The sequence below is a fragment of the Xanthomonas sp. WCS2018Noco2-27 genome, from assembly GCF_031843525.1.
In the GTDB taxonomy this organism is placed as follows: Bacteria; Pseudomonadota; Gammaproteobacteria; order Xanthomonadales; family Xanthomonadaceae; genus Xanthomonas.
This window is the reverse complement of the sequence record NZ_JAVTIK010000012.1, coordinates 88,359-113,129: the sequence shown is the minus strand read 5'-3', so window position 1 is coordinate 113,129 and position 24,771 is coordinate 88,359. Positions and strand designations below refer to the sequence as shown.

The window sequence follows — 24,771 nt, the reverse complement described above, 5'->3', positions numbered from 1 at the left end:
GGGCAGGCAGGGATGATCATGCGGCACGACGAAATCCATAAGCGCGGAACTCAGATCCTGGGTTGAAGCATTGCAGCCACGGCCTTGTGTGCCTGCTCGGTCAATTGTTGGCGATCCGGTGCATCCGGCCCGGTGACCGCGATCGGCTCGCCGATGCGCACGCGGATGATGCCGGGACGCACCCTGAACACACCATCCACCGGCAGCACCTTGCCGCAACCGTCCAGCGCCACCGGGACAACCTGGACACCAGCATCGATAGCGGCCTGCAGTAGCCCGGCCTTGAATGGCAATAATTCGCCGCTGCGGCTACGGGTGCCTTCGGGAAACAGACACAACTGTTTGCCCTCGCGCAGCAGCGCGGCCGCCTGCCGACGGACCAGCGCCCCGGCGCGGCGGCTGTCGCGGTCCAGGAACAGCATGCCGGTGGCGCGCGCATACCAGTTCACGAACGGCACCTTGAGCATTTCTTCCTTGAGCAGGAACCGCAGCGGCACCGGCAAGGCGTAGAACAAGGCGCAGATATCGATGATGGACTGGTGGTTGCTGACGAACAGATAGTTCTTGGACCAGTCGACCCGCTCGCGCCCTTCCACGATCACCTTGGCGCCCGCGCCGCGGAACAGCACCGGCGACCACATCCAGCCGCCCATGCGCAACAGGCGATCGGCATCGCGGGTGATCGCCAGCAGCAGCAACGCATACACGATCCCGCCGGCGGTAAACGTCAGCGTGAAGGCCAATTGCAGCAGATTGAATACACCCCACGCCAGGCGCGACGGCATCCTTGCCAACGGCATTTTTGTTTTGTCCCCGAAACTGTGCACGTACGTCGCTGCCCCTGGCCACGCACTCAGCGCAGCAGATCGCGCCAGAAGTCCGGCCCGAGCCGCGCCATCTGGCGCAAGAAGTCTGGCAGGTTACGATAGGGACGCTGCGGAAACCAGCGCCCGCGCAATAGATATTCCCCAACAAAGAACCCGCCAACCACGCCGTACACCAGCAAATTGGCGAACAACGAGGCGCGTTCGTCGCTGATCGGCAGCGGCGAGGCATAACCCAATTGCGCCAGCACGCCACTGGGTTCGGCGCACAGGCCCAGTACCAGGTTGAGCAGGGTCAGCCCGCACAACAGCAGCGCCCAGGCCAGCGTCAGCCCACGCGTGTAGCGCAATTGCGCCGGCGTCACTGCCATGCCGGCCCGGCCGTACAGGCCTTCCACGATGCGGGTGATCAACGGAGTGCGCCCGCGCCGCAGGCTGCGCCCGAAGAACCAGGCGACCCATCCGGTGAACACCACCGGCGGCGCCGCAAGCACCAGCATGGCGTGCGGCGAATGCCACAACGCGCCCAGGCCGGCCAGGCTCACCAGTGCCAGCGCCCAAGCCCACGCGCGCCGCGCGACCATCGGTTCGATCAACACCATCAGCACCAGCATGACGCCGGCGATCACGGCCAGGTCGGAGCGATGGCTGGCGTTGGCCCAGTGGGCAAGCGGCGAGTACGCCACCGCCAGCAGCACGCCCAGCCCCAGCACCCACGGCGGGGCATCGCTGGGCGCGGCGGTCGGAACCTCAGACGGTCTTGTTGGCTTCGACATGCGCCGACAATGCGCGCAGCGACGCGAAGATGCGACGGTTCTCGTCGTTGTCCGAGCGCAGCTGGAAGCCATAGCGCTTGCTGATCGCCAGCGCCAGTTCCAGCGCATCGATCGAATCCAGCCCCAGCCCGGTGTTGAACAACGGCGCCTCCGGATCGATGTCGGCGGGTTGGACGTCTTCCAGGTTCAGACTTTCGACCAGGAGTTCGGCCAGTTCACGTTCGGCAGCGGTTTGCGAGGACATCCAGAAGTTCCAGGGTAAGGGTCGGTCAAAGTCGGAGCAGGCCACCGACAGCGTGCGGCCGGTGGCGGACGGCGCGTCGAGCCGGCAGTGTACGTGGCGTACCTGTCGATTCCGAGCGCCGGGCCCGCGTCGCGGCCGGCGATCGCCCTGTCATTGCGTTGGTCGGCATGCGTGGATCTCGGCGGCCGCACAGATGTCCGGGCCGCCGGTCAGGCTATCATGACTGCATGACGCTCGCCCGCTGCAGGTTCGTTTCAGGATGACTTCCACCGTTGTGCGCCCCACCCCGACCGCCAAGCCGGCAGCCGGGCCGGCTCCCGGACCGCAGTGTCCGGCTATTCTGATCAGGGGCGGCGGCCCGACTGGTTGTACAGCAGCGCTGACGCCTGCCTGCTTCGGTAGGGCGATGCTGCGGCACGTACAGGTGCTGCGCCCTCGCCTGCCTATCGGCGAGTCTCTGCGCGCAGTCCACGCCATCCCAGCACTGACATTCCTATCGACGATGCCGTACGTGCGGCAGGTGTGGCGCCCACGTCGGCGCCTGTCCACGCACGGCTTCGACGGCACCACCTTGCAACGAGAGACTCAATGACTGCTTCCCCGGCCCAGACCGCGCAACCGCTGCGCCATCCCCGCCTGCAGGTCGATTATGTCGACCAGACCGACCCCGCGGCGCTGCTGACCGATCCGCAGGTGCTGGCCGTGTTTGGGTTCGGCGATGCCGCCCCGCGCCTGGACGACCCGCGCTATCTGCGCGTGCCGCTGCAGCCGTATCAGGCCGATGTGCTGGAGGTGTGGCGGACCGATGCGCTGGTGCGCAGTGGCCGCGACGGCAACATCGCCTGGTCCAGCGATGGGCATTTGCAGTTTGGCGTGATCGAAATCGACGAGCAGGATGTCGATATCGAAGACGCCGCCGCCAAGGCCTACGCAGAGCTGACCGCATTTGTCAGCGGTAGCGCCACACCGCGCCTGCTGCGCATCTGGAACTACCTGGATGCCATCACCCTGGGCAGTGGCGACCGTGAGCGCTATCGCCAGTTTTGCGTGGGCCGCGCGCGTGGCCTGGGCGCTTTCGACGTCGCGCAGTTGCCGGCCGCCACTGCGGTGGGCCGCTGCGATGCCGAACGCATCATCCAGATCTACTGGCTGGCCGCCGCCGATGCCGGCACGCCGCTGGAAAATCCGCGTCAGGTCAGCGCCTACAACTACCCGCGCCAATACGGCCCGCAGCCGCCGAGTTTTGCGCGCGCCATGCTGCCGCCCGCCGGCAGCGACATGCCGCTGCTGCTGTCAGGCACCGCCGCAGTGGTGGGCCATGCCTCGATGCATACCGGCCAGCTGCTGGCGCAGCTGGAAGAAACCTTCGCCAACTTCGATGCCCTGCTCGGCGCCGCACGCACGCACGCACCGGCGCTGCCCGCGCAGTTCGGCGCCGGCACCCGCCTGAAGGTGTATGTCCGCGAGCAGGACGATCTGGCCAAGGTCGCGCAGGCCCTGGACACCCGCTTTGGCGACGCGGTACCGCGCCTGCTGCTGCACGCAGTGATCTGCCGCGATGAGCTGGCGGTGGAGATCGATGGTGTGCACGGCTGAGTGATGCCGTGCGTGCCGGCGTGCTGCAGATTGTGGCCGCCGGTAGTTCCGTGAAAACCGGGTGCGGCACGTATCGCGCAGATACCGCCGTGCTCGCGGCCAGGCTGTTCCCTATCTCGCCACTGATCATGCGGCGCGTAGCCGCTGGCAGACCGTCGACATCGGTGAGATCGTGCGCTCAGTCGAGCAGACGACGCTCTCGCGGAGACAGCATGCTTGTTCTCGCAATCCTCCTGGCGGCCGCAAGCCCTGCCGGAACGCAGAAATACGCAGGAGAAGCGCGTTCGAAGCGCTGGCAGATCAGGCAGATCGGCGCTGCCCAGCCCAACGGATCAGATCGATCACGCCAGGTGATCTGGATTTTGCGCAGGACGAGTTTCAGGCGCAGCTGACGCAGCGTGATCGCATGCGCTTGAGTGCGGCCAACACGGCAGATGCGCGCTGTGCGGATCAGAACGGATTGGCCTGCCAAGTGCATGCGACCCTGGAGGCGATGCAGAAAACTCAGCTACTGACGCGTTTCTCGGCCTACCTCTGCGCTCATCCGGCACCCGGCCAGTAAGCAATCCACTCACGCAGCCGTTGGCATCGGCCTGCAGAGGGCATTGCCCAAACTTGCTCAGCCGTTGAGCAACCCCAACACCACATCGCGCGGTAATTTGCCGGTTTCGTTGCGTGGCAGAACGGCGAGCTTGCGCAGGCGGCGCGGCAGGAATACCGGGTCGACGCTGACGCGCAATGCGGCCAGGATCTGCGCGTCGTCCAGGGTCGGGGCGACCACCAATGCGGCGATGCGGCCCACCGACTGACCTGCGTCCGGTGCCAGCTGCACGATGATGCCGTCGATCACGCCGGGGATGGCGAGCAGACGGCGGGTGAGGTCGGCCAGCGACGCGCGTTTGCCGGCGATTTCCAGCAGATCGGCCTGGCGTCCGCGCACCTGGAAAGTGCCGTCGTCGGCCACGTCCATCATGTCGGCCAGCAACACCGGCGTGGCCAGATGCGGCGCATGCACCAAGGTGCCTGCGGCCTGGGTTTCAAGACGCACGCCGGGTAGCGGGGTCCATGCGGCTTCCAGTGCGGTGCGGCGCACGGCGAATACGCAGGTTTCGGTGGAGCCGAACATCTCGCGCACTTCACCGCCAAACCGCGCTTCGGCTGCGGCGGCAACCTCCTGTGCCAGCGGTGCAGTGGCCGAGACGATGCCGGCCAGCGGCGGCAATGCCACCCCGGATTCGACCAGGGCACGCAGATGCACGGGCGTGGTCACCAGCACGCGCGGGGCGGGAATATCGGCCAGCGCGCGTGCCACATCGTCCGGGAAGAACGGCCGGCCCGCGTGCACTGCCAGCTCGGTAACCATCGGCAGCAGCACCGACAATTCCATGCCGTACATGTGCTGCGGCGGCACCGTGGCCACCACGTGCGGCACTGCGTCGGTGTGCGCCCACAGGCTTTGCAGCGCGACCAGATCCTGCCGGGTGCTGGTCAGAAAACTGCCCCAGGTCTTGGGATTGGGTTGCGGGCGACCGGTACTGCCGGAGGTGAAGCCGATCGCCACCAGTGCGTCGTCGGCCAGCTGCGGAATCGGGCCGTCCGCCTGCGGCAGCGCGTCCGGCAGTTGCCAGTAGCGCGGCGGCGCCAGCTCCAACGCCAGATCGCCCAGGCAGTAGGCATCGGCGTGACCGGCCTGCACTTCGCCCACCACCGCCGGCGCGCGCGACGACGGCAGCAGCGACACCTGCCCACGCAGCGCGCAGGCATAGAACGCCACCATGAAGCGGTAGCGGTCTTCGCACAGATTGACCGCATGGCGGCCCTCCGGCAGCTGCTGCGCCAGGCCATGCACATGCGCGACGAAGGTCGCCAGATCCACCGACTGCCCCGCGCGCCACGCCAACGGCCGGCCAGGCGCGCCGACGGCCATGGGATGGGACACAACGGGAGCAGGCAGGCTGGACATGTGCATCGACAATCGCAAAAGCGCGCTAGCTTGGCCGCCCCCCGGGCTGCTGGCAAGTCGGGAGGTTTCCGGCCGCTGTCCGGGGCCGCGACGCGTAGCTGGCGCAGATGGCAGACGGGCAACCGCGGCACCTGGATGGCTGCGCCGATGAATCCTGCAATGGGTCCGCGTAATCTGACGCGCGCGCTCACGTCGGAGCTCACACGTCGCAGGCTTCGATACTGATCACCAAAACCGCCACTGCATTGTTGTGTTAGCTCAATCGCACGCCAAGCACCTTTCAACAATGGGGCGGTGAGGTGCGCAGAATCTCCGTCTGGTGTTGGCGACCATGCATGTGTGGCCAAGCATTGCATGCGACGGTAAAGCCGCCTTCCGGCACCAGACCCACCGTGGGTCTTCGGCCTATGCGTATGGGGACGACGCGTTCGCTCATTGCGCTCTGGACATGCCTCCGTGACAACCGCGACTCCAATGGCGGGGCACGCGCGCAGCTCGAGCGCCGTCATCGGCAACGTGCAACGTGCAACGTCCGCAGCCCACAACATCCACGCGCGCTTATTCGCCAGTGGCCTTTCAGCCTCTCGCAACGCCTACTGCAGACAGAGGCGGTAGACAGAAAGAACGCGTCATGACGCAACGCAGCGTACGCAGTGACCGCCGACGATGGCGCTGAAGCATTTAACCCGCCACAAGCGCACAGCGATGCGCGCATGCGACGCCGTGCATGCCGCAGCGTCATTCGGCGCAACGCAGCAGTGCCACGCACTGCGGTTGCAATGAGGTGCAGCAAACACATAACAGTCGCGTCCGTCTGGCACCACCGCTATGCAACCACCCCCGCGTTACGCCGCCCGCGCATGACCTGTGGCCCAAGCCTGCCGCAGAGACGAACTGCTAGGCTTGCGCGCTCTCCTTTGCGTCCAGTTGTTTCCGATGCCCAGATTGCTGCCGTTGACCCTTCTGCTGCTGACTGCCACCGCGCATGCGCAGTCCGCCGCACCGCTCACCATCGAACAGGTGATGGCCGATCCGGACTGGATCGGGCCGTCGGTCGATCAGGCGTGGTGGCAGTGGGACGGCAAGCAGGTGCAGTACCTGCTCAAGCGCGATGGCAGCCCGGTGCGCGATACCTATCGCCAGGGCATCGACGGCACAGCGGCAGACCGCGTGGCCGACACGGCGCGCGCCGGCCTGGATGCGGCCGACCCCAGCTACGACGCCAGCCGTCAGCGCATGTTGTTCGCACGCAATGGCGATATTTTCCTGCGTGATCTGCGCTCGGGCGCGCTGACCCAGCTGACCCGCAGCAACGAAGTCGAATCGCGTCCGCAATTCGCCAGCGATGGCGGTGCGATCTGGCGTGCGGGCAACAACTGGTACCACTGGCGGGCCGATGGCGGCACCGCGCAGGTGGCCGTGGTCAAGGCCGAGCGCGACCCCAAGGCCGCGCCCAAGGCTGATGTGCTGCGCGAGCAGCAACTGGCCACGCTGGCCACGCTGCGTCGCGATCGCGAACAGCGCGATGCGCTGCGCACGCAGGAAGATGCCTGGCGCCGCGCAGACGTCACGCGCGCAGCAGCGCCGGTGTATCTGGGCGATGAGGTGGAGATCGTCGACAGCGCATTGTCGCCGGACGGCCGCCACCTGCTGGTGGTGACACAGGCCAAGAACGCCGACGAAGGCCAGGCCGGCAAGATGCCCAAGTACGTGACCGAATCCGGTTACGAGGAGTTCCAGGAAACCCGCTCCCGCGTCGGTCGCAATGCCCCGGTGGCGCATGCACTGTGGCTGGTCGATGTGGCCGCAGGCAGCGCGCGCCAGCTGTCCTTCGATGCGCTGCCCGGCATCGCCACCGACCCGCTGGCTGCACTGCGCAAGGCCGCCAAGCGCGACGCGCTCAAGGGCAATCGCGCGGTGCGCGTGGAAAGCGATGGCGACGGCAGCGGCCCGGCGGTGCATTGGAGCGACGATGGCCGCAACGTGGCGGTGGAAATCCGCGCGGTGGACAACAAGGACCGCTGGATCGCCAGCGTGGATCTGGACAGCGCCAAGCTGCAGCCGCGGCATCGGCTGAGCGACAGCGCGTGGATCAACTGGGACTTCAATGATTTCGGCTGGTTAGCCGATAACCGCACGCTGTGGCTGCTCTCCGAAGAATCCGGCCATTCGCAGCTGTACACGGTGGAAGGCAACGGCAAGCCGCGTCAGCGCACCCGCGGCAAGTGGGAAGTGTCGATGCCGGTGCCCAGCGCCGATGGCAGCGGCATGTATTTCCTGTGCAACCAGAAATGGCCGGGTGATTACGAGGTGTGCAAGCTGGATCTGCGCACCGACCAGCTCACCGAAGTGACGGCCTTGAACGGCGTGGAAGGCTTCAGCCTGTCGCCGAATGGGCAGCAGTTGCTGGTGCGCTACTCCGGCGCCTATCTGCCGCCGCAACTGGCGGTGGTGCCGGCCGCGGGCGGTCAGGCCACGGTGCTCACCGACACGCGCACGCCGGCCTTCAAGGCGCAGACGTGGATCGCACCGCAGTACGTGCAGGTGCCGTCCAAACACGGCGCCGGCACGGTCTGGGGCAAGTATTACGGGCCGCAGACTCCCGAGCCGGGCAAGCAGTATCCGATCGTGATGTTCGTGCATGGCGCCGGCTACCTGCAAAACGTGTCGCAGCGCTACACGCCGTATTTCCGCGAGCAGATGTTCCACAACCTGTTGGTGCAGCAGGGCTACATCGTGCTGGATCTGGACTACCGCGCATCGGAAGGCTACGGCCGCGACTGGCGCACCGCGATCTACCGCAACATGGGGCATCCGGAGCTGGAGGATTATCTGGATGGCCTGGACTGGCTGGTCGCCACCAAACAGGGCGACCGCGCACGCGCCGGCATCTACGGCGGGTCGTACGGCGGCTTCATGACGTACATGGCGTTGTTCCGCAGCCCCGGCACCTTCAAGGCCGGCGCGGCGCTGCGGCCGGTGGGCGACTGGATGCAGTACAACCATGAATACACCTCCAACATCCTCAACACGCCCGAGCTCGACCCGCAGGCCTACAAGACCTCCTCGTCGATCAACTACGCCGACGGGCTGCAGGACCATCTGCTGATCGCGCACGGCATGATCGACGACAACGTGTTCTTCAAGGACTCGGTGGACATGACGCAGAAGTTGATCGAGTTGCACAAGGACAACTGGCAGGTAGCGCCGTATCCGCTGGAACGCCATGGATTTACCCGGGCCGATGCATGGTTGGACGAGTACAAGCGCATCCTCAAGCTGTTCAACGAGCAGGTGAAGCCACAGCGCTGACCGACGCGCTGTGCCCGTTGCAAGGTAGGCGTTGCCGGCACCTGTACCGGCGGCCACAGACGGTTGCAATGCCGGGTGCAGCGTTTCCAGGCGCTACATCGCTGGCGACGTCACAGATGCGCATTTGAAGCTTGTTGTGGGCGAGGAATGCTCGCCGTCTTGTCCGGAAGCGATCGCCGCAGCCTGCAGACGCCTGCGGCAATCGGGTCGACTGCAACGCGTCGCTCAGCCAGCACGCACGCTGGTTGCGTTGCACTCACCTCTCCCTACGCAAGTGGCTCTAAGCTTGGCGCAGGACCAGCAGAGGGTTCGTGTGTTCGCCCTCTGTACCGGTCTGCCGCAGAACCGGTGCGCCGCCGGCGTCGCGGCGACTTCCCACTCATTGCTGGCGCACACAAGGTAGACGCGATGGGCCTGTGGGACCGTTTGTTTGGACGCAAGACCGCCGTGGCGAAGCCGCCGCGGGCAGAACCCACCGCAGCGACAGCGCCTGGCGACGATGCCGGCGAGGCAGCTGCCGAGATCGACCCCGCATTGCAGCCGGCGCTGAGCGCGTTTCAGCGCGGCGATCACGTGGGCGCCTACAACGCGGCACAAGCGCAGTTGCAGGCCGGTGCGGATGCGCAGCGCCTGTGCGCGCTGGCATTGAGCGCACTGGACCGCTACCACGAGGCGTATCCGTATTGGCTGGCGCTGTACGAGCTGGAGCCGACCGCGCACAACGCGCTGCAGCTGGCCACCACCTCGGTGATGTGCAACGAGGTCGAGCGCGGCGAGCAATGGCTACTGACCTTCGACGATCTGAACGCCCAGGAGCGCTCCACCTCGCCAGCCACGGCGCGGACGGGCTTTCTGACCGCACTGACCCGCGCCGGTCACGGTGCGCATGCCCTGCCGCATCTGGAGTGGCTGCGCGAAGCCTATGCCGGCATGTCGATCACCGACAGCCACTTTTTGTATGTCCGCGGCCTGCCGTTCTTCGAGGAATTTCTTGAGCGCAGCACGCCGTTGCTGCGCGCGTGTCTGCCAGCCGATGCCCTGCCCGGCTGGTACGCACAGCTGCAACCCGCGCTGGACCCACCCGGGCAGGCTGCAGTCGCGGCGCATATCGCGTCGCTGCAATGAACGCAGCGCCGCGCACATCGCCCCAATCGAACGGCGGCTTTGTCTCGCCGCTGGCATGGGTCTCGTTGTTGCTGGGCGTGGTCAGCGCACTGGCCAACCTGTTTCAGATCGTGGTGCTGGTGGCAGTGCCCGACGCCACCACACTCGCCCTGCCCCTGGGCATGACCTTGCCGCCGTCGTGGCAATGGGTGATCGACCACGGCATGGCGTTGTCGGTAATCGGGGTGGTGCTGTCGGTGGCGTTCGCATGGCTGAGCTGGGCGCTACTGCAGCGACGCGAGTGGGCGCGCATCGGGTTTGTGGTGGTGTTGATCGTCACCGGGCTGCTCAATTTTGCCGGGCTGGCGTTGATCGGGCCGTTGTTCGACGGCGTGCAGGCCATGCTGCCGGCCGATGTACTGCACAGCCCGGAGTGGCCGCAGATGCAGGCACGCCTGCAGGCCACGCAACAGATGGCGCTGGTGCTCACCGGCGCGGGCGCTCTGGCCATCGGCTGCGTGCATGCAGCACTCGCCTGGCGACTGTGTAAGCCAGCTGTTCGTGCGGAGTTTGCCTAGGTCTAGTGACTTTGGCGCAGGCAAGGGCAATGCAGTCCGCGCGCAGATCGGCTGCCTTGCAACCAATGATCCGCGCTAGTCAATCACGTTGAGAAGACTGACAGCTTGCCTGTTGCGGTTGCCTGGCGATCTTCGAACCTGGTGAGTCGAGGGCGCGGTGCCCTCACCGCACCAGACCGTTTGCTGATGGTTTTGCTGAAGAACCAAACCGCCGCGTCGCGCGATGTCGGGGGGTGCTGGTTGCTGTGCCGAAACCCTGGGCACCGATCAACGCGACTGGCCCTTGCCCGCTCACCGTCGCGGGACCCTTGGCGGCATGGATGCCGCCACGGAGCTTACATGGACGTACTTGCAGCGTGTCCTGCGATGGTGGGCGGGCAAGGGCCCTGCAGCAAACGCGAAGACATCGAGTGCGCGACGCCCTCACCGCTCGCGGGACACGCCGTCAACCCGTCCCTGCGGGCTCGATGGCGGCATCCATGCCGCAAGCGGCGAGGACACCGCACCAGACAGTGTGTCGGTGGTTTTGTTGAAGAACGGAAACCACCGGGTCGTGCGGTTTAGTGGGTGCTGTGCTGTGCTGAAACGTTACACACAGACCAACTCGACTGACCCTGACACGCTAACCGCTGCGGGACCTTCTCCACCTTCCACATCGCCCTGCGACAAACGGCCACGTTCGGGTGGGCGCACCCGCCGCGATGCACGGCTTAGAATTGGGCCATGAACGAATTCGACCGCGTACGCGATTATCTGACCGACCTGCAGGACCGCATCTGCGCCGCTGTGGAAGCCACCGATGGGCGAGCGCGGTTCTCCGAGGATCTGTGGCAGCGCGAGGAAGGCGGTGGCGGGCGTACCCGCATCCTGCGCGACGGCGCGGTGTTCGAGCAGGCCGGCATTGGGTTTTCGGATGTGTCCGGCACGCGCTTGCCGCCCTCGGCCAGTGCCCACCGGCCTGAGCTGGCGGGCGCGACCTGGCGGGCCTGCGGCGTCTCGCTGGTGTTTCATCCGAACAACCCGCACGTGCCGACCACGCATATGAACGTGCGTTACTTCCGCGCCGAGCGCGATGGCGAGGTGGTTGCCGCGTGGTTCGGCGGCGGCTTCGATCTGACGCCGTTCTACCCGGTGGATGAAGACGTGCAGCACTGGCACCGCACCGCGCAGACGCTGTGCGCGCCGTTCGGCGAGGAGCGCTATGCCGCGCACAAGCGTTGGTGCGACGAGTACTTCTTCCTGCGCCACCGCAACGAAACGCGCGGCGTCGGCGGGCTGTTCTTCGACGACCTGGGCCAGGACTTCGAGCGCGACTTTGCCTACCAGCAGGCGGTGGGCAATGGCTTCCTGGATGCCTACATGCCGCTCGTGCAGCGCCGCAAGGACACGCCGTTTGGCGAGCGCGAGCGCGAGTTCCAGCTGTACCGCCGCGGGCGCTACGTGGAGTTCAACCTGGTCTACGACCGCGGCACCCTGTTCGGGCTGCAGAGCGGCGGGCGCGCCGAGAGCATCTTGATGAGCCTGCCGCCGCGGGTGCGTTGGGAATACGGCTACACCGCCGAGCCCGGCAGCGCCGAGGCGTGGTTGCTGGACTACCTGGTGCCGCGCGACTGGCTGGGCTGACTTTGACGTTGCCGTGATCGGAGCGGGCCGGAGTGAAGGGGCCGCCAGCGCTGCTGCCCTGCGAAGGCAGTGCGCCACGCCCGATGCATCCGAAGGCGCTGAAATCTTCTCCGTGCGGGGATTGGTTTCAGCGCCTTTATCCGTTGGGTCATCCACAGATATTCACGCATTCAGAATCGCCCACAGTTAAACCTGAATTGCGGAAATGAAACGCTGTGTTGATTGAGCGAGTTAATCGTCCCCATTTAAATTTGTGATTGCTCACGCAGCCATTGCGCAATCTGCGGACGCTGTCCAGCAGCGCCGAGTCTTTCCGGCTACTCTGAACGCTGGAAATAAAAAAGCCCCGCAGACCAGGGGGAGGTCGGCGGGGCCAGGGAGCGGAAACTTGGGGAGGAGTTTCCGCTCCGAGATCTGCTCCAGGGGATGGGAGAGATCTGCCGACAGGCGTTGCGCCCGTCGAGGGATATAACACCATTTTCCACATTGATGGATCGTGAAGATAACTGTTAAAAAAATGTAGAATTTAACGGTTATTCATTCCTCCAATCCTGCTGCGCGCGCATTATGTTTCGACCAACTTATGTCTGGTCTGCGCATTCAGCATATCAGCGTGATGTGCTGCGTCAGTGCGCCTCGTCCCAGTTATCGCCCACGCCCGAATCCACCACCAGCGGCACGCGTAATTCGGCAGCGGACGACATACGCGCGGTGACTTCGCTCAGCAACGTGTCGACGAAATCGGTGTCTGCTTCGAACACCAGTTCGTCGTGCACCTGCAGGATCATCAGTGCGCGTTGCGCGTGGTCGGCGATCCAGCCATCCACGCTGACCATGGCGCGCTTGATGATGTCGGCGGCGGTGCCCTGCATGGGCGCGTTGATCGCGGCGCGCTCGGCACCGGCGCGCTGGCCCTGGGTGCCGGCATTGATGAAGTCCAGATACAGCCGGCGACCGAACACCGTCTCCACGTAGCCCTTGTCGCGGGCCTGCTGGCGGGTGGTTTCCATGAAGTCGCGCACGCCCGGGTAGCGGCTGAAGTACAGCGCGATGTAGTCCTGCGCCTCGCCACGGCCGATGCCGAGCTGGCGGGCCAGGCCGAACGCGCTCATGCCGTACATCAGGCCGAAGTTGATCGCCTTGGCGGCGCGGCGTTCGTCATTGCTGACGGTGTCGATGGTGCGGCCGAACACCTCCGCCGCGGTGGCGCGGTGCACGTCGGCGCCGGAGTCGAACGCGCCCACCAGGCCGGGGTCGCCGGACAGGTGGGCCATGATGCGCAGTTCGATCTGCGAGTAGTCGCAGGCGATCAGCTTGCGCCCGGGCGGGGCGACAAAGGCGCGGCGGATGCGGCGGCCGTCTTCGGTGCGGATCGGGATGTTCTGCAGATTGGGGTCGGACGAGGACAGCCGCCCGGTGGCGGCGCCGGCCTGGTGGTAGCTGGTGTGCACGCGCCCGGACTGCGGGTGGATCATCTCCGGCAGCTTGTCGGTGTAGGTGCTGCGCAGCTTGGCCAGGCCGCGGTACTCCAGGATCACCCGCGGCAGCTCGTGCTGGTCGGCGATGGCTTCCAGCGCTTCTTCGTTCGTCGAGGGCTGGCCCTTGGGCGTCTTGACCACGGCGGGCAACTTGAGCTCGTCGAACAGCAGCGCCTGCAGCTGCTTGGGCGAATCCAGGTTGAAGGTACGCCCGGCCAGCTCGGTGGCCTTTTGCTGGGCGGCGAGCATGCGCTTGGACAGGTCCGCGCTCTGGCGGCGCAGTTCGGCCGCGTCCACGCACACGCCGTTGGCCTCGATGCGGGCGAGCACTTCCACCAACGGCATCTCGATCTCGCGGTAGACGCGCTCCAGCCCCGGCTCGGCAGCCAGCTTGGGGCCGAGCACGTGGTGCAGGCGCAGGGTGATATCGGCGTCTTCGGCGGCGTAACGGGTGGCATCTTCCAGGCTGACCTGGGCGAACTTGATCTGCTTGGCGCCTTTGCCGCACACGTCTTCGTACTTGACGGTGTCGTAGCCGAGGTAGCGCTTGGCCAGGCTGTCCATGTCGTGGCGGGCGCTGCCGGAATTGAGCACGAAGCTCTCCAACAAGGTGTCGTCGCTGTAGCCGGCCAGCTCCACGCCATGCCGGCGCATCACGTGCAGGTCGTACTTGCCGTGCTGGCCGAGCTTGCGCAGCCCAGGGTCGGTGAGCAGCGGCGCCAGCTGGGCCAGCGCCTGGGCGCGGTCGAGCTGAGCCGGCGCGCCGGGGAAGTCGTGGCCGAACGGCAGGTACGCCGCCTGGCCGGGCTCGGCGGCGACGCTGAGGCCGATCAGGTTGGCCTGCAGCGGGTCCAGGCTGTCGGTTTCGGTATCGAAGGCGAACTGGCCGGCCGCGCGCAGGCGGGCGATCCAGCTGTCCAGCTGTTGCTGGGTGAGAATCGTCTCGTACTGACCGGGCGCGGCCAGGGCCGGGTCCAGATCCACCGGCGCGCTCGCCGGGCCGGAGACGAAGCCGGTGCCGCGGGCGCGGCCGGGTTCGGTACGGGCCACGGCCATGGCTTCGGTCTGCGCGCCAGCGGCCGCTGCGCCGCCCAGCTCGCGCAGGGCCTGACTGAAACCGTAGCGGGCGTACAGCACGGCCAGCGTTTCGGCATTGGGCTCGCGCAGCTCCAGCGCGCGCGGGCCGCAGGCCAGCGCCACGTCGGTCTTGATGGTGACCAACGCGCGGTTGAGCGGCAGCCGCGGCAGTGCGGCGCGCAGGTTCTCGCCGATCTTGCCTTTGATTTTGTCGGCGTTGGCGATGACGCCGTCGAGCGAGTCGTATTCGGCCAGCCATTTGGCGGCGGTCTTGGGGCCGCACTTGTCCACGCCGGGCACGTTGTCGATGGCATCGCCCATCAGCGCGAGCAAGTCGACGATCTGGTCGGCCCGCACGCCGAACTTGGCGATCACCGCCTCGTCCGAATCCATGCGGCTGCCGCTCATGGTGTTGACCAGTTCGATGCCTGGACGCACCAGCTGTGCGAAGTCCTTGTCGCCGGTGGAGATGGTGACGCTCAATCCGTCTGCGGCGGCCTGCAGCGCCAGTGTGCCGATCACATCGTCCGCTTCCACGCCGTCGATACGCAGGATGTCGATACCCAGCGCATGCACGATGTCGCACATGGGCTGCACCTGTGCGCGCAACTCGTCGGGCATCGAGGGGCGGTTGGCCTTGTAGTCGGCATACAAGTCATCACGAAATGTCTTGCCCGGCGCATCCACCACGAACGCGACGTAGGCGGGGCGTTCTTTCAAGGTGGCGCGCAACATGTTGACCACGCCGAACAACGCGCCGGTGGGCTCGCCCTGGGCATTGGTCAGCGGCGGAAGCGCGTGGAACGCGCGATACAGGTAACTGGACCCGTCGATCAGGACTAATTTGCTCATCGGACAATTCTAACGCTGCACGCCCGCGCCGCACCGCGCCAGCGCATACTGACCGACGACCTAAAACGGATGACGACGATGAAGAGAGCATGTCTTTTGCTGCTGCCGTTGCTGCTGCTTGGCGGCTGTGCCACGAGCGGCGGTGGCCGCGCTGGTGGCGATGTTCCGGCCGGCGCAGATGTCACCAGCAAGACCATGGGGAATGGCGACAAGGTCGACGAATACCGCGTCAATGGTCAGCTGGAAATGGTGCGCGTGACGCCGGCCCGCGGTGCGCCCTACTTCCTGTATGACCGCGACCACGACGGGCATACCGATGCCGAGAAGGACAAGGTCAACAAGGTGTATTGGCAGTTGTATCGTTGGTGATTGGGGAGTTGGGAGTCGGGATTTGCAACAGCGCGGTATGACTGCGTTTTGTTCGGAGGTGGGCGGCGGGCTGGTTGAGCTGCCGCCATAGGGTAGTCGGTGGTGTTGCGGGCGCGCCTTGTGCGGCTGCCTGTTTGACTGAGCAGATGGATGGGGCCGCTCACAGAACGCCTGCGCTTATCGCCTAGCGGGTGCGGCCGGCGTCGGTGCCGGCATGTGCCACCCGCACTCCTGTTCTGAGCGCGTTGTCTACATTCACCTGACCACTGCTCGCGAGCTATTGTTCGCCGCGATCAGCCGTTTTCCAGCGGGCCGGTGACGCGTTGCAGGTCGTCGATGCCGGCCGGGGCCAGTTCCTTCATCAAGGCCAGGAAGTCGCAGCCCACCAGGCGCTGCGCACGCCGCAGCAGCATCGGCACCGGGCTGGAAGGTTCGCAGCGCGCGTAATAGGCGCAGATTTCATCCAGACGGCGCAGCACATCGTCCGGGCCGGCAATGGCGCCGGCCGGGCGGGCGCTGGTGGTCGCGCCGTCGTTGCCCTCGCCGGCCGGCGCAGCGTCGGCGTCCGGCGCGGCGGGGTTGGCGCTGCTGTCGCGCGCCTGCCAGTGCGGCAGCACGAAACGTTCCAGCTCGCGCAGGTCGGTCAGCAGCGGGCGCAGGTCCGGCGCCGCGGTGCCGACGTGTTCGGTGAGCAAGGCATCGATGGCGCGCGCATGCGCCGCTGCAGCGCTGATGGCCTGGGCGGAGGCGGCCAGCGTTTCCGGGGTGCAGTCCTGGCAACAGGCTTCGATCTCGGCGAGGCTGGGGCCGGTTTGGCCCTCGGGCAGTTTGAGGGTGCCGTTGGCCACGCGCAGGTCGCGCAGGCTGAAACGGCCCAGCCGCGGCGATTGCACGAACGGTGCGGTGCGCAGCGCGCCAAGCAGGCCCATCGGGTCGCTCAAGCCGACCAGCGCGTTGATGCGCGAGGTCGGGTCGTTGTCGTCGTCGGCATCCAGCTGTGGGTGCACGCTGTCCCAGTGCTGTTCCAGCAGGCCGTGGATCAGCGCCAGGGTGTCGGCCCAGCCCGGCAGGCCGCGCAGGCGCAGCCAGGCCGCGCCCAGCTTGCTGGCGATGCGCAGGTCGCGGCTGCGGCGGCTGAGCTCCAGCGCCAGCGCCTGCACTTTGTCCCAGTCGGGTTCTTCGGCGGCGATGACGCTCTCGCCCAGGGTGCGCTCGGCGCGGACGGCCGAGTCGCGCTCCAGGCGCAGGAAATCCGGGTCGTATTCCAGGTCCGGGCCGGCCGGGGCGTCGTCGCTGATCGGTGCCAGCAAGGTCTGCAGGGAAGTGTCGTCGTGCATGGCAGGCTCCATCGGGAGAGCCGCCGCGGTGGGCGGCGGCGAGGCGATTATTGCGGGGTGCAGACCGCGTCCGGGTCGCCGGCGTCGCAGGCCGGTTGCTGGTCGTCGGGCAGACGCAGGCCGGGACGGACCAGGCCGAACGCGCGATACGGCGTCCCGCTGGCGGACAGATCGACGAAGGCGATGGTGCGGCTGGCCGAGCTCTGCGCGCGGCCGGCAAACGCCGAGGCCGGTACGTTGAAGCTGGAACCGCCGCTCAACTCGAGCAGCCCGCCCTCGACGGTGGTGGCGTTGAAGTACGCCGGTGGCGCGCCCACCGCGCCGATCACCTGGGCGCCGGTGCCGATCAGGTAGATCGGGTCCTGCTGGGTGCCGATGCGGCCGGTCGCGGAGAAATTGCCGGTGCCATCGCGCAGGGTGGCGCGGCCTTCCTGCAGCAGATCGCCGCGCACCGACAGCAACAACGCGTTGTTGCCGGCATCCACGCTGTAGCTGCTGCCGTTGGCCAGCACCAGCGTGAGGTCGCCGGCATTGGTGAGGCTGAAGCCATTGCTGGCGGTGAAATCGCCCAGCCGCACCAGGCGGTTGTCGATGAAGGTGGTGGCATCGCCCAGCAGCACCGGGCCACCGGCGCTGCCGCTGAGCAGGTTGGTGCTGATGGCACTGCCGGCACGCTGGCGAATGCCGGCAACCGCCTGCAGCCAGGTGGTCGCAGCGCTAAGCTGACCATCCAGCAGCAATGCATCACCGCTGCGCAGCCGCAACAGGTTGCCGCCATCCACGCGCCCGCTCACCTGCAATGCGCCGGCACTGAACAGGTCCAGGCTTTGCGCACGGAAGTCGCCGAGCGTGCCGATGGCATTGCCGGCGCTGGTCAGCGTGGCCGCACCCGCGGCGCTGCCGCTGAGGTGCGCTGCGCGCAGGCTGCCGGCGCTTTGGGTAATGGCACCGCCGCTGCGCACGCTGAGGTTGCCAGCGCTGTTGATGTCGTGCCCCAGCTGCATGCCGCCACCGCTGCTCAACGCCACCGCGTTGCCGGCAATCGCACCGCTGGTGGAGAGCTGGCCGCCGGCCTGCAGCGCGACCGCACCGCTCGCCTGCGCCGCCACGGCCAGGTCGTTGCGATCGACCAGCACGATGCTGCCGCCACTGGCCTGCACGCTGCCCTGGAAATCGTTGCCGGCATCGGTGAGCACGATGGCGCCGCTGCCCGCATCGAGCACGCTGTTGCCGACGACGGTCAACGCACCCTGCTGAGTGATGCCGGCATCGGTCGCCGCCGGCGTGGGCAGCGCCTGCCCGACAACGCGTGCGGCCGGTGCAACGCCGCTGCGCGCGACCAGCGTGCCGCCGATGCGGCCCTGGCCTAGATTCAATGCCTCGCCACTGCTTGCCTCCAGCGCGGCGACATCCACGTTGCCCAGCGTCAGCGCATTGCGGTCGCGTACGCGGGTATCGCCACCGCGGAGGTTCACTGCCGACTGGAAATCGTTGCCGGCATCGGCAAGCGCGATGGAAGCGCCGGCACTGTCGATGCGGGTGACGCCGGTGACGGTCAGCGCAGCGGTCTGCGACAGCCCACCGCCGTTGCTGGCGGCGTCCAGATCGCCATTGACCAGGCCGAAGCCCAGGTTGAGCGCACCAGTGCTGGCGACATCGAGTGCGCCGGTATTAAGCGCATCCAGCGTCAACGCAGTGGCAGCGCGCACACGCGTGGCACCGCCGCTGAGCGCGAGCAGGCCCTGGAAGTCGTTGCCGGCCGCATCGAGCACGATCGTGCCGCTGCCGGCATCGACCACGCTATTGCCTGCCACCTGCAACGTGCCCGCACGTTGGGTGATCGCCGCATTGGTGCTGCGCACTGCCAGATCGCCCGACGCAGCGATGTTATTGCCAAGCACGATGCCGTTGGCGCCGGTCAGCTGCACATCGCCGCCACGCAGCGCACCGACCGTGGTGAGGGTCCCGCCGCGCGCGATCAAACTGAGCGCACCGGTACCGGTGTCGATCGTGGTAGCCGGTAGCAGCAGCGCACCGCCGGCATCCAGGGATACCGCGCCATTGCCGGTGCTTTGCACGCTGGCGAGCTGCAGGTCGTTGCGGTCGACCAGGCCAATGCCATCGCCGGTGGCGGCGACTGCACCGACAAAATCGTTGTTGGCATTGCTCAACGCAATCGATCCGTTGCCGGCATCGAGCGTACTGGCGCCGGTAATGCTGAGCGCGTTGGTTTGCGTGATGACACCGCCGTTGCTGATGGCGGTCAGTGCGCCATTGACGCTGCCCTGGCCGAGATTCAATGCGCCGGTGTTGGTGACGGTGAGCGCGCCGGTGTTGAGCGTGCCCAGGGTCAGTGCGTCGCTGTCGTTGAGTTGCACGGTGCCACCAGTGAGGTTCACTGCACCTTGGAAATCATTGGCGCCATTCAAGGCAATGGCGGCAGTGCCGGCGTTGACGGTGGTGAGGCCGCCGACCAGCAATTGGCCGCCGCTCTGATTGATGGCGGCATTGGTGGTGCGCAGCGTTAGCGCGTTGTCGGCGCTGATGGTGTGCGCCAGGGTCAAGCCATCGCGTGCAGTGAGCACGACGTTGCCGCCGCTCAGCGCGCCACCGGTGCTGAACGCGCTGCCGGTGGAAGTGAGCATCAAGCTGCCGGTGCCGGCGGAAATCGCCGATGCAGGCAGGTTGAGCGTTTGCGCAGTGAGCGCGATGTCGCCGTTGCTATTGCCGTTGATCGAGGAGACGTTCAGCACGCTGCGATCGGTCACGGCGATGCCGTTGCCGGTCAGGCTGACGGCACCCTGGAAGTCGTTGTTGGCATCGATCAGTGCGATCGTGCCGCTGCCGGCGTTGATGGTGCTTGCGCCGGTGACGGTGAGCGCACCGGCCTGGGTGATGCCGCCGTTGTTGCTGGTGGCGGTCAAGCTGCCGGTGGAGCCGGTGCCCAGGTTCAACGCACCGTTACTGGTGACGGTGAGTGCGCCGGTATTGAGGCTGCCCAGAGTGAGCGCGTTGGCATCGACGATCTGCGCCGCGCCGCCGGTGAGGGCGACCGCGCCAATGAAGTCGTTGGCATTGGTCAGTACGATCGCGCCGGAGCCGGCGTTGACGGTGGTAATACCGCCAACCAGCAATTGACCGCCGGTCTGGTTGATTGCGGCATTGGTGGTGCGCAGCGTCAGCGCGTTGCCGGCGCTGATGGTGTGCGCCAGGGTCAGGCCATCGCGTGCAGTGAGCACGACGTTGCCGCCGCTCAGCGCGCCGCCGGTGCTGAACGCGCTGCCGGTGGAAGTGAGCGTCAAGTTACCGCTGCCAGCGGAGATCGCCGATGCAGGCAGGTTGAGCGTTTGCGCAGTGAGCGCGATGTCGCCGTTGCTATTGCCATTGATCGAGGAGACGTTGAGCACGCTGCGATCGGTCACGGCGATGCCGTTGCCGGTCAGGCTGACGGCACCCTGGAAATCGTTGTTGGCATCGGTCAGCGCGATCGCGCCGCTGCCGGCGTTGATGGTGCTTGCGCCGGTGACGGTGAGTGCACCGGCCTGGGTGATGGCGCCGTTGTTGCTGGTGGCGGTCAGCGCGCCATTGACGCTGCCCTGACCAAGATTCAACGCACCGTTACTGGTGGCGGTGAGCGCGCCGGTATTGAGGCTGCCCAGGGTGAGCGCGTTGGCATCGACGATCTGCGCCGCGCCGCCCGTGAGATTCACCGTGTTGCTGAAATCATTGCCGATGTCGGTCAGTGCAATCGTGCCGCTGCCGGCGTTGATGCTGCCAACCCCATTAACGGTGAGCGCACCGGTCTGAGTGATGGCGCCGTTGTTGCTGGTGGCGGTCAAGGCACCGGTGCTGCCGGTGCCAAGATTCAGCGCACCGGTGCTGCTGACGGTGAGTGCGCCGGTGTTGAGCGTGCCCAGGGTGAGCGTGTTGGCATCGACCACCTGCACGGCGCCGCCGGCCAGATTCACCGCGCCGGCGAAATTGTTGGCGCTGTCGGCCAATGTGATGCTGCCGATGCCGGCATCGAAGCGGCTGCTGCCGCTGACGGTCAGCGCGCCTTGCTGGTCGATGGCGGTGTTGTTGCTGTCGACCAGCAGGCTGCCGACGCTACTGTTGCCCAGGGTGAGCCGATCGCGATCGACCACCTGCACGGCGTTGCCGCTCAGGCCCACTACACCGCGAAAGTCGTTGTCGCTCGCGGTCAGGGTGATGTTGTCGGTGCCGGCCGTGAATTGCGCCGCGCCACCCACCTCAAGCCCGCCGGTCTGGGTGATGCCGCCGCTGGCGCTGGTGGCGGTCAGCGAGGTGGCCACGCTGCCCTGCCCCAGATCCAATGCGCTACCGCTGCTGACCGTGAGCGCGTTGGCGCTGAAGCTGCCCAGGGTCAACGCGCTGAGCGCGTTGATCTGCACCGCGCCACCGGTCACCGACAGCGCGCCGGTGAAGGCATTGGACGCGCCGTTCAACGCCACAGCGCCGCTGCCGGTATTGACCGTGGTGGTGCCATCGATGGCGAGCCTGCCGGCGAGCTGGGTGAGCGCAGCGTTGGTGGTACGCAGCTGCAGGTTGCCGCTGCTGGTGATGTCATGCGACAGCGTGATGCCCGTGCGCGCGTTGAGGCTGACATTGCCGCCGCGCAATGCGCCATTGGTGGCCAAGCTGCTGTTGTCCGAACGCAGTTGCAGCGTGGCGCTGCCGGTGTCGATCGATTGCGCCGGCAGGCTCAGCATGCCGCCTGCGGTGAGCGCGACCGCGCTGTTGGCGGCGCTGACCAGCGAGACGATGGACAGGTCGTTGCGATCGTAGATGCCGATGGCGCCGCCGGTCACATCCAGTCCGGCGGTGAAATCGTTGCCCTGACCGAGCAGGGAGATCGCACCGGTTCCGGCGTTGACGGTGCCTAGTGCGCCAGCGCTGATCGCCCCACCGCCCTGGGTGATGGCGGCGTTGGTGGTGGTCAACGCCAGCGTGCTGGTGGCATCGATGTCGTGGTCCAGGGTCAGCCCGTCGCGAGCAGACAGGTTGATCTGATTGGCACTGAGCGCGCCCTTGGTCGCCAGCGTGCCGCCCTGCGCGCTTAGCCGCAGATTGCCCGCGCCGAGGTCGATGGCCTGCGCTGGCAGCACCAGGTCGGCACCAGCGGTGAGGGTGACATCCCCGCCGCTACCGGCGGTGAGCGAAGTCACGCTGAGCGTGTCGAGATCGCTGACCGCGATGCCGGTGCCTACCAGAGTCAGCGCGCCCTGAAAGTCGTTGCCGCCGTTGCCCAGCGAAATCGCGCCGCTGCCTGCATTGAGCGTTGCCGGGCCGGTCAGGGTCAGTGCGCCGTTCTGGGTGATCGCGCCACCGTTGCTGCTGGCAGTGACGATGCCGCCGATGCTGCCCTGGCCCAGGTTCAAGCTGCCGTGGCTGGTGGCGGTGAGCGTGTTGGTGGCGATGGCGCCCAGGGTGAGTGCGTTGCTGTCGTTGACCATCACCGTGCTGCCGGTGAGCGAGACCGCGCCGCCGAAATCGTTGCCGGCACCACCAAGGCTGATGGCGCCGGTGCCCGCTGCCGCCGTGGCGTTGGTGGTACCGGTGACAGCGAGCAGGCCGGCGGTCTGGGTGATGGCTCCGGTGTCGCTGGTCAGCTGCAGGTTGCCGCCGGCCTGGACGCTGTGGCCAAGGTTCAACGCATCGCGCGCGCGCAGGCTCACCTGGTTGCCGGACAGTGCGCCCCCGGTGCTGAGCCCGCCACCGAGCGCGCTCAGCGACAGCGCGCCGCTGCCGGTGGCAATGGCCTGCGCGGGCAAGTTGAGCGCGCCGCCTGCGGTGAGCGTAATGGCGCCGTTGCTGCCGTTGGTGAGCCCGACGATGGTGAGAGCGTTGGCATCGCGTACGGCGATACCGTTACCGGTCAGCGTGAGCGCGCCAACGAAGTCGTTGCCGCTATCGCTCAGCGCAGTGCCCCCGTTGCCGGAATCGAGCGTGCTGGTGCCGTTCACCGTCAACGCGCCTGTCTGGCTGATCTGCCCACCATTGCTGGTGGCGCTGAGCGCCCCGGTCACCGCACCACTGCCGAGATTCAACGCACCGCTGCTGGTGGCGGTGAGGTTGCCGGTGGCCAGCGTGCCCAGGGTCAGTGCGCCGCTGTCGCTGATCTGGGTGGTGCCCCCGCGCAGGCTGACCGCCTGCTGGAAATCGTTACCTGCAGTGGTCAGCGAGATGGCTCCCGTGCCGGCCTGCAGATCGCTGGTGCCGGTGACGGTGAGGCCGGCGTTGCCAGCCTGCTGGATCGCGCCATTGTTGCTGGTGGCACTGAGCGCGCCGGTCACCGTGCCGCTGCCAAGATTCAGCGTGCCGGTGCTGATGGCGGTGAGGTTGCCGGTGGTCAGCGTGCTCAGCGTCAATGCACCGCTGTCGGTGATCTGGGTGGCGCCACTGGTGAGGCCGACACTGCCGCCAAAATGATTGCCGCCATCGCTCAGCGTCAGCGCCTGGTTGCCCAGCGAAAAGGTGCTGGTGCCGCCGACCGTCAGCGCGCCCTGTTGCGCCAGGCCGATGGTGTTGGTCAGGCCCAGGTTGCCGGCCACCTGCAGGAAGCCGAGGTTGGCGATCTTGTTGGCGCCGCTGAAGCTGGCATTGCCGCCGATGCTGCCGGACACGTTGCCGGCGGTGAGCACGCCGCCCTGCTGTACGGCGACGTCAGAGACATAGCTGATGGCACCGCTGCCGACATCGATACTGCCATTGCCGACGATGCCGTTGCTGCCGGCGCCGTTGGCCACCAGCGAGACACTGCCGTCGCTGCCTCCGGCAAGTGCTGCAGCGCGGACGACGCCGCTGTTGTTCACCAGCGCGTCGAACACGCCCTGTGCTGCGCGTGCGCTCAGGGAGATGGTGCCGCCAGGTGCGATCAGGCTGCCGGAGTTATTCACCGCGAACGTGCCTTGCGCGAATTCCAGCGATTTGTCGATGACCACGCCAAACCCACCGCTCTCGAAACTGAGGGTGACCTTGTCGGCGCCGGCCAGGGTGATGTTGCCGGCGTTGGCGGTGATGGTGCCGCTGTTGAGCACTTCGGCGCCGATCAGATTGACCGCGCCGGCGGCGGCGGTAATGGTGCCGGCATTGGACACCCGGGCGATCCCACCGTTTGCATCAAAGACGTCGTTGCCGTTGATGAAGTTGATGTCCTGGGCCCCCAGGGTGGTGGCGACCAGGCCGCCGACATTTACCTGCGCGGTATTGCCGAAGAGGATGCCGTTGGAATTGAGCAGGAACACCTGACCATTGGCGGTGATGTTGCCGAAGATCTGCGTGGGATTGCCGCCGATGACGCGATTGAGGATCACCGAGCTCGCAGATGGCTGGTTGAAGCGCACCGTGGCGGCCGAACCGATATCGAAGCTCGTCCAGTTCAACGCCATGCGCGAGCCGGTCTGGTCGATCACCTGCGTTGTGCCGTTGGGCGCATTGATCGTGCCGGTGCCGCCCACGATGCTGCCGCCGGTGGGCAGCTGGGTGCTGGCGACCTGCGCCATCGCCGGCGCGCTGAGCATGAGCGCGGCGGCCAGCGCCAGCGCAAGCGGCGATCGACGCAGCAGGCGTTCGGAGGGGCGGGCTGCAACGGTGGAAGCGGTGTGGTTGGCGTGCATG

14 protein-coding genes are annotated in these 24,771 nt (G+C 66.7%); 6 read left to right on the top strand and 8 right to left on the bottom strand.

Features of this window, described 5'->3' with window-relative positions; translation table 11 throughout:
• Positions 1-50 precede the first annotated feature (50 nt).
• Genes RQH86_RS17685 through xanC form a run of 3 tightly spaced genes read right to left on the bottom strand, consistent with a single transcriptional unit; the run spans position 51 to position 1,844 of the window.
• The gene (locus RQH86_RS17685) at positions 51-800 is read right to left on the bottom strand and encodes a lysophospholipid acyltransferase family protein (protein ID WP_311239873.1); all 750 of its coding nucleotides are present in this window, start codon (positions 798-800) and stop codon (positions 51-53) included.
• 53 nt (positions 801-853) lie between these two features.
• On the bottom strand, positions 854-1,537 hold the full coding sequence (locus RQH86_RS17680; RefSeq protein ID WP_082473429.1) for a ketosynthase: 684 nt from the start codon (positions 1,535-1,537) through the stop codon (positions 854-856).
• A gap of 37 nt (positions 1,538-1,574) precedes the next feature.
• Positions 1,575-1,844 carry a xanthomonadin biosynthesis acyl carrier protein XanC gene (gene xanC / locus RQH86_RS17675; protein WP_011260626.1) on the bottom strand — a complete coding sequence of 90 codons (270 nt, stop codon included), beginning with the start codon at positions 1,842-1,844 and terminating at the stop codon, positions 1,575-1,577.
• A 588-nt stretch (positions 1,845-2,432) separates the two neighbouring features.
• Between xanC and RQH86_RS17670 the strand changes: the two genes are divergently transcribed.
• Positions 2,433-3,440 carry a pteridine-dependent deoxygenase gene (locus RQH86_RS17670; RefSeq protein ID WP_311239874.1) on the top strand — a complete coding sequence of 336 codons (1,008 nt, stop codon included), beginning with the start codon at positions 2,433-2,435 and terminating at the stop codon, positions 3,438-3,440.
• 178 nt (positions 3,441-3,618) lie between these two features.
• On the opposite strand, the gene RQH86_RS17665 is transcribed toward RQH86_RS17670, so the two are convergent.
• Together RQH86_RS17665 and RQH86_RS17660 are read right to left on the bottom strand one after the other, a co-directional pair.
• Positions 3,619-3,918: a hypothetical protein gene (locus RQH86_RS17665; RefSeq protein ID WP_311239875.1), complete on the bottom strand. Its 300-nt coding sequence runs from the start codon at positions 3,916-3,918 to the stop codon at positions 3,619-3,621.
• 141 nt (positions 3,919-4,059) lie between these two features.
• Positions 4,060-5,403: an AMP-binding protein gene (locus RQH86_RS17660; RefSeq protein ID WP_193552641.1), complete on the bottom strand. Its 1,344-nt coding sequence runs from the start codon at positions 5,401-5,403 to the stop codon at positions 4,060-4,062.
• Positions 5,404-6,348: 945 nt separating this feature from the next.
• Between RQH86_RS17660 and RQH86_RS17655 the strand changes: the two genes are divergently transcribed.
• The 4 genes from RQH86_RS17655 (at position 6,349) to hemF (ending at position 12,020) form a co-directional block, all read left to right on the top strand.
• The gene (locus tag RQH86_RS17655; protein WP_311239878.1) at positions 6,349-8,715 is read left to right on the top strand and encodes a prolyl oligopeptidase family serine peptidase; all 2,367 of its coding nucleotides are present in this window, start codon (positions 6,349-6,351) and stop codon (positions 8,713-8,715) included.
• 408 nt (positions 8,716-9,123) lie between these two features.
• A complete protein-coding gene (locus RQH86_RS17650) occupies positions 9,124-9,840 on the top strand; it encodes a hypothetical protein (RefSeq protein WP_311239876.1) in 717 nt (238 codons plus the stop codon).
• Positions 9,837-10,397: a hypothetical protein gene (locus RQH86_RS17645; protein ID WP_311239877.1), complete on the top strand. Its 561-nt coding sequence runs from the start codon at positions 9,837-9,839 to the stop codon at positions 10,395-10,397. Before RQH86_RS17650 ends, RQH86_RS17645 begins: the two co-directional genes overlap by 4 nt.
• A gap of 723 nt (positions 10,398-11,120) precedes the next feature.
• The gene (hemF, locus tag RQH86_RS17640; RefSeq protein WP_311239902.1) at positions 11,121-12,020 is read left to right on the top strand and encodes an oxygen-dependent coproporphyrinogen oxidase; all 900 of its coding nucleotides are present in this window, start codon (positions 11,121-11,123) and stop codon (positions 12,018-12,020) included.
• 626 nt (positions 12,021-12,646) lie between these two features.
• Here hemF and polA read toward each other — a convergent pair.
• Positions 12,647-15,427, bottom strand: coding sequence for a DNA polymerase I (gene polA, locus RQH86_RS17635; RefSeq protein ID WP_311239903.1), 2,781 nt, complete (start codon positions 15,425-15,427; stop codon positions 12,647-12,649).
• Positions 15,428-15,505: 78 nt separating this feature from the next.
• Here polA and RQH86_RS17630 point away from each other — a divergent pair, with 78 nt between their 5' ends.
• Complete coding sequence (locus tag RQH86_RS17630) at positions 15,506-15,796, top strand: DUF2782 domain-containing protein (protein ID WP_055846968.1); 291 nt, start codon at positions 15,506-15,508, stop codon at positions 15,794-15,796.
• A gap of 293 nt (positions 15,797-16,089) precedes the next feature.
• Here RQH86_RS17630 and tssA read toward each other — a convergent pair whose 3' ends face one another.
• Both tssA and RQH86_RS17620 read right to left on the bottom strand, forming a co-directional pair.
• The gene (gene tssA, locus RQH86_RS17625; protein ID WP_115555161.1) at positions 16,090-17,133 is read right to left on the bottom strand and encodes a type VI secretion system protein TssA; all 1,044 of its coding nucleotides are present in this window, start codon (positions 17,131-17,133) and stop codon (positions 16,090-16,092) included.
• Between the two features lie 47 nt (positions 17,134-17,180).
• Positions 17,181-24,770, bottom strand: a complete 7,590-nt coding sequence (locus RQH86_RS17620; protein ID WP_311239904.1) for a filamentous hemagglutinin N-terminal domain-containing protein — start codon at positions 24,768-24,770, stop codon at positions 17,181-17,183.
• Position 24,771: the final 1 nt, after the last annotated feature.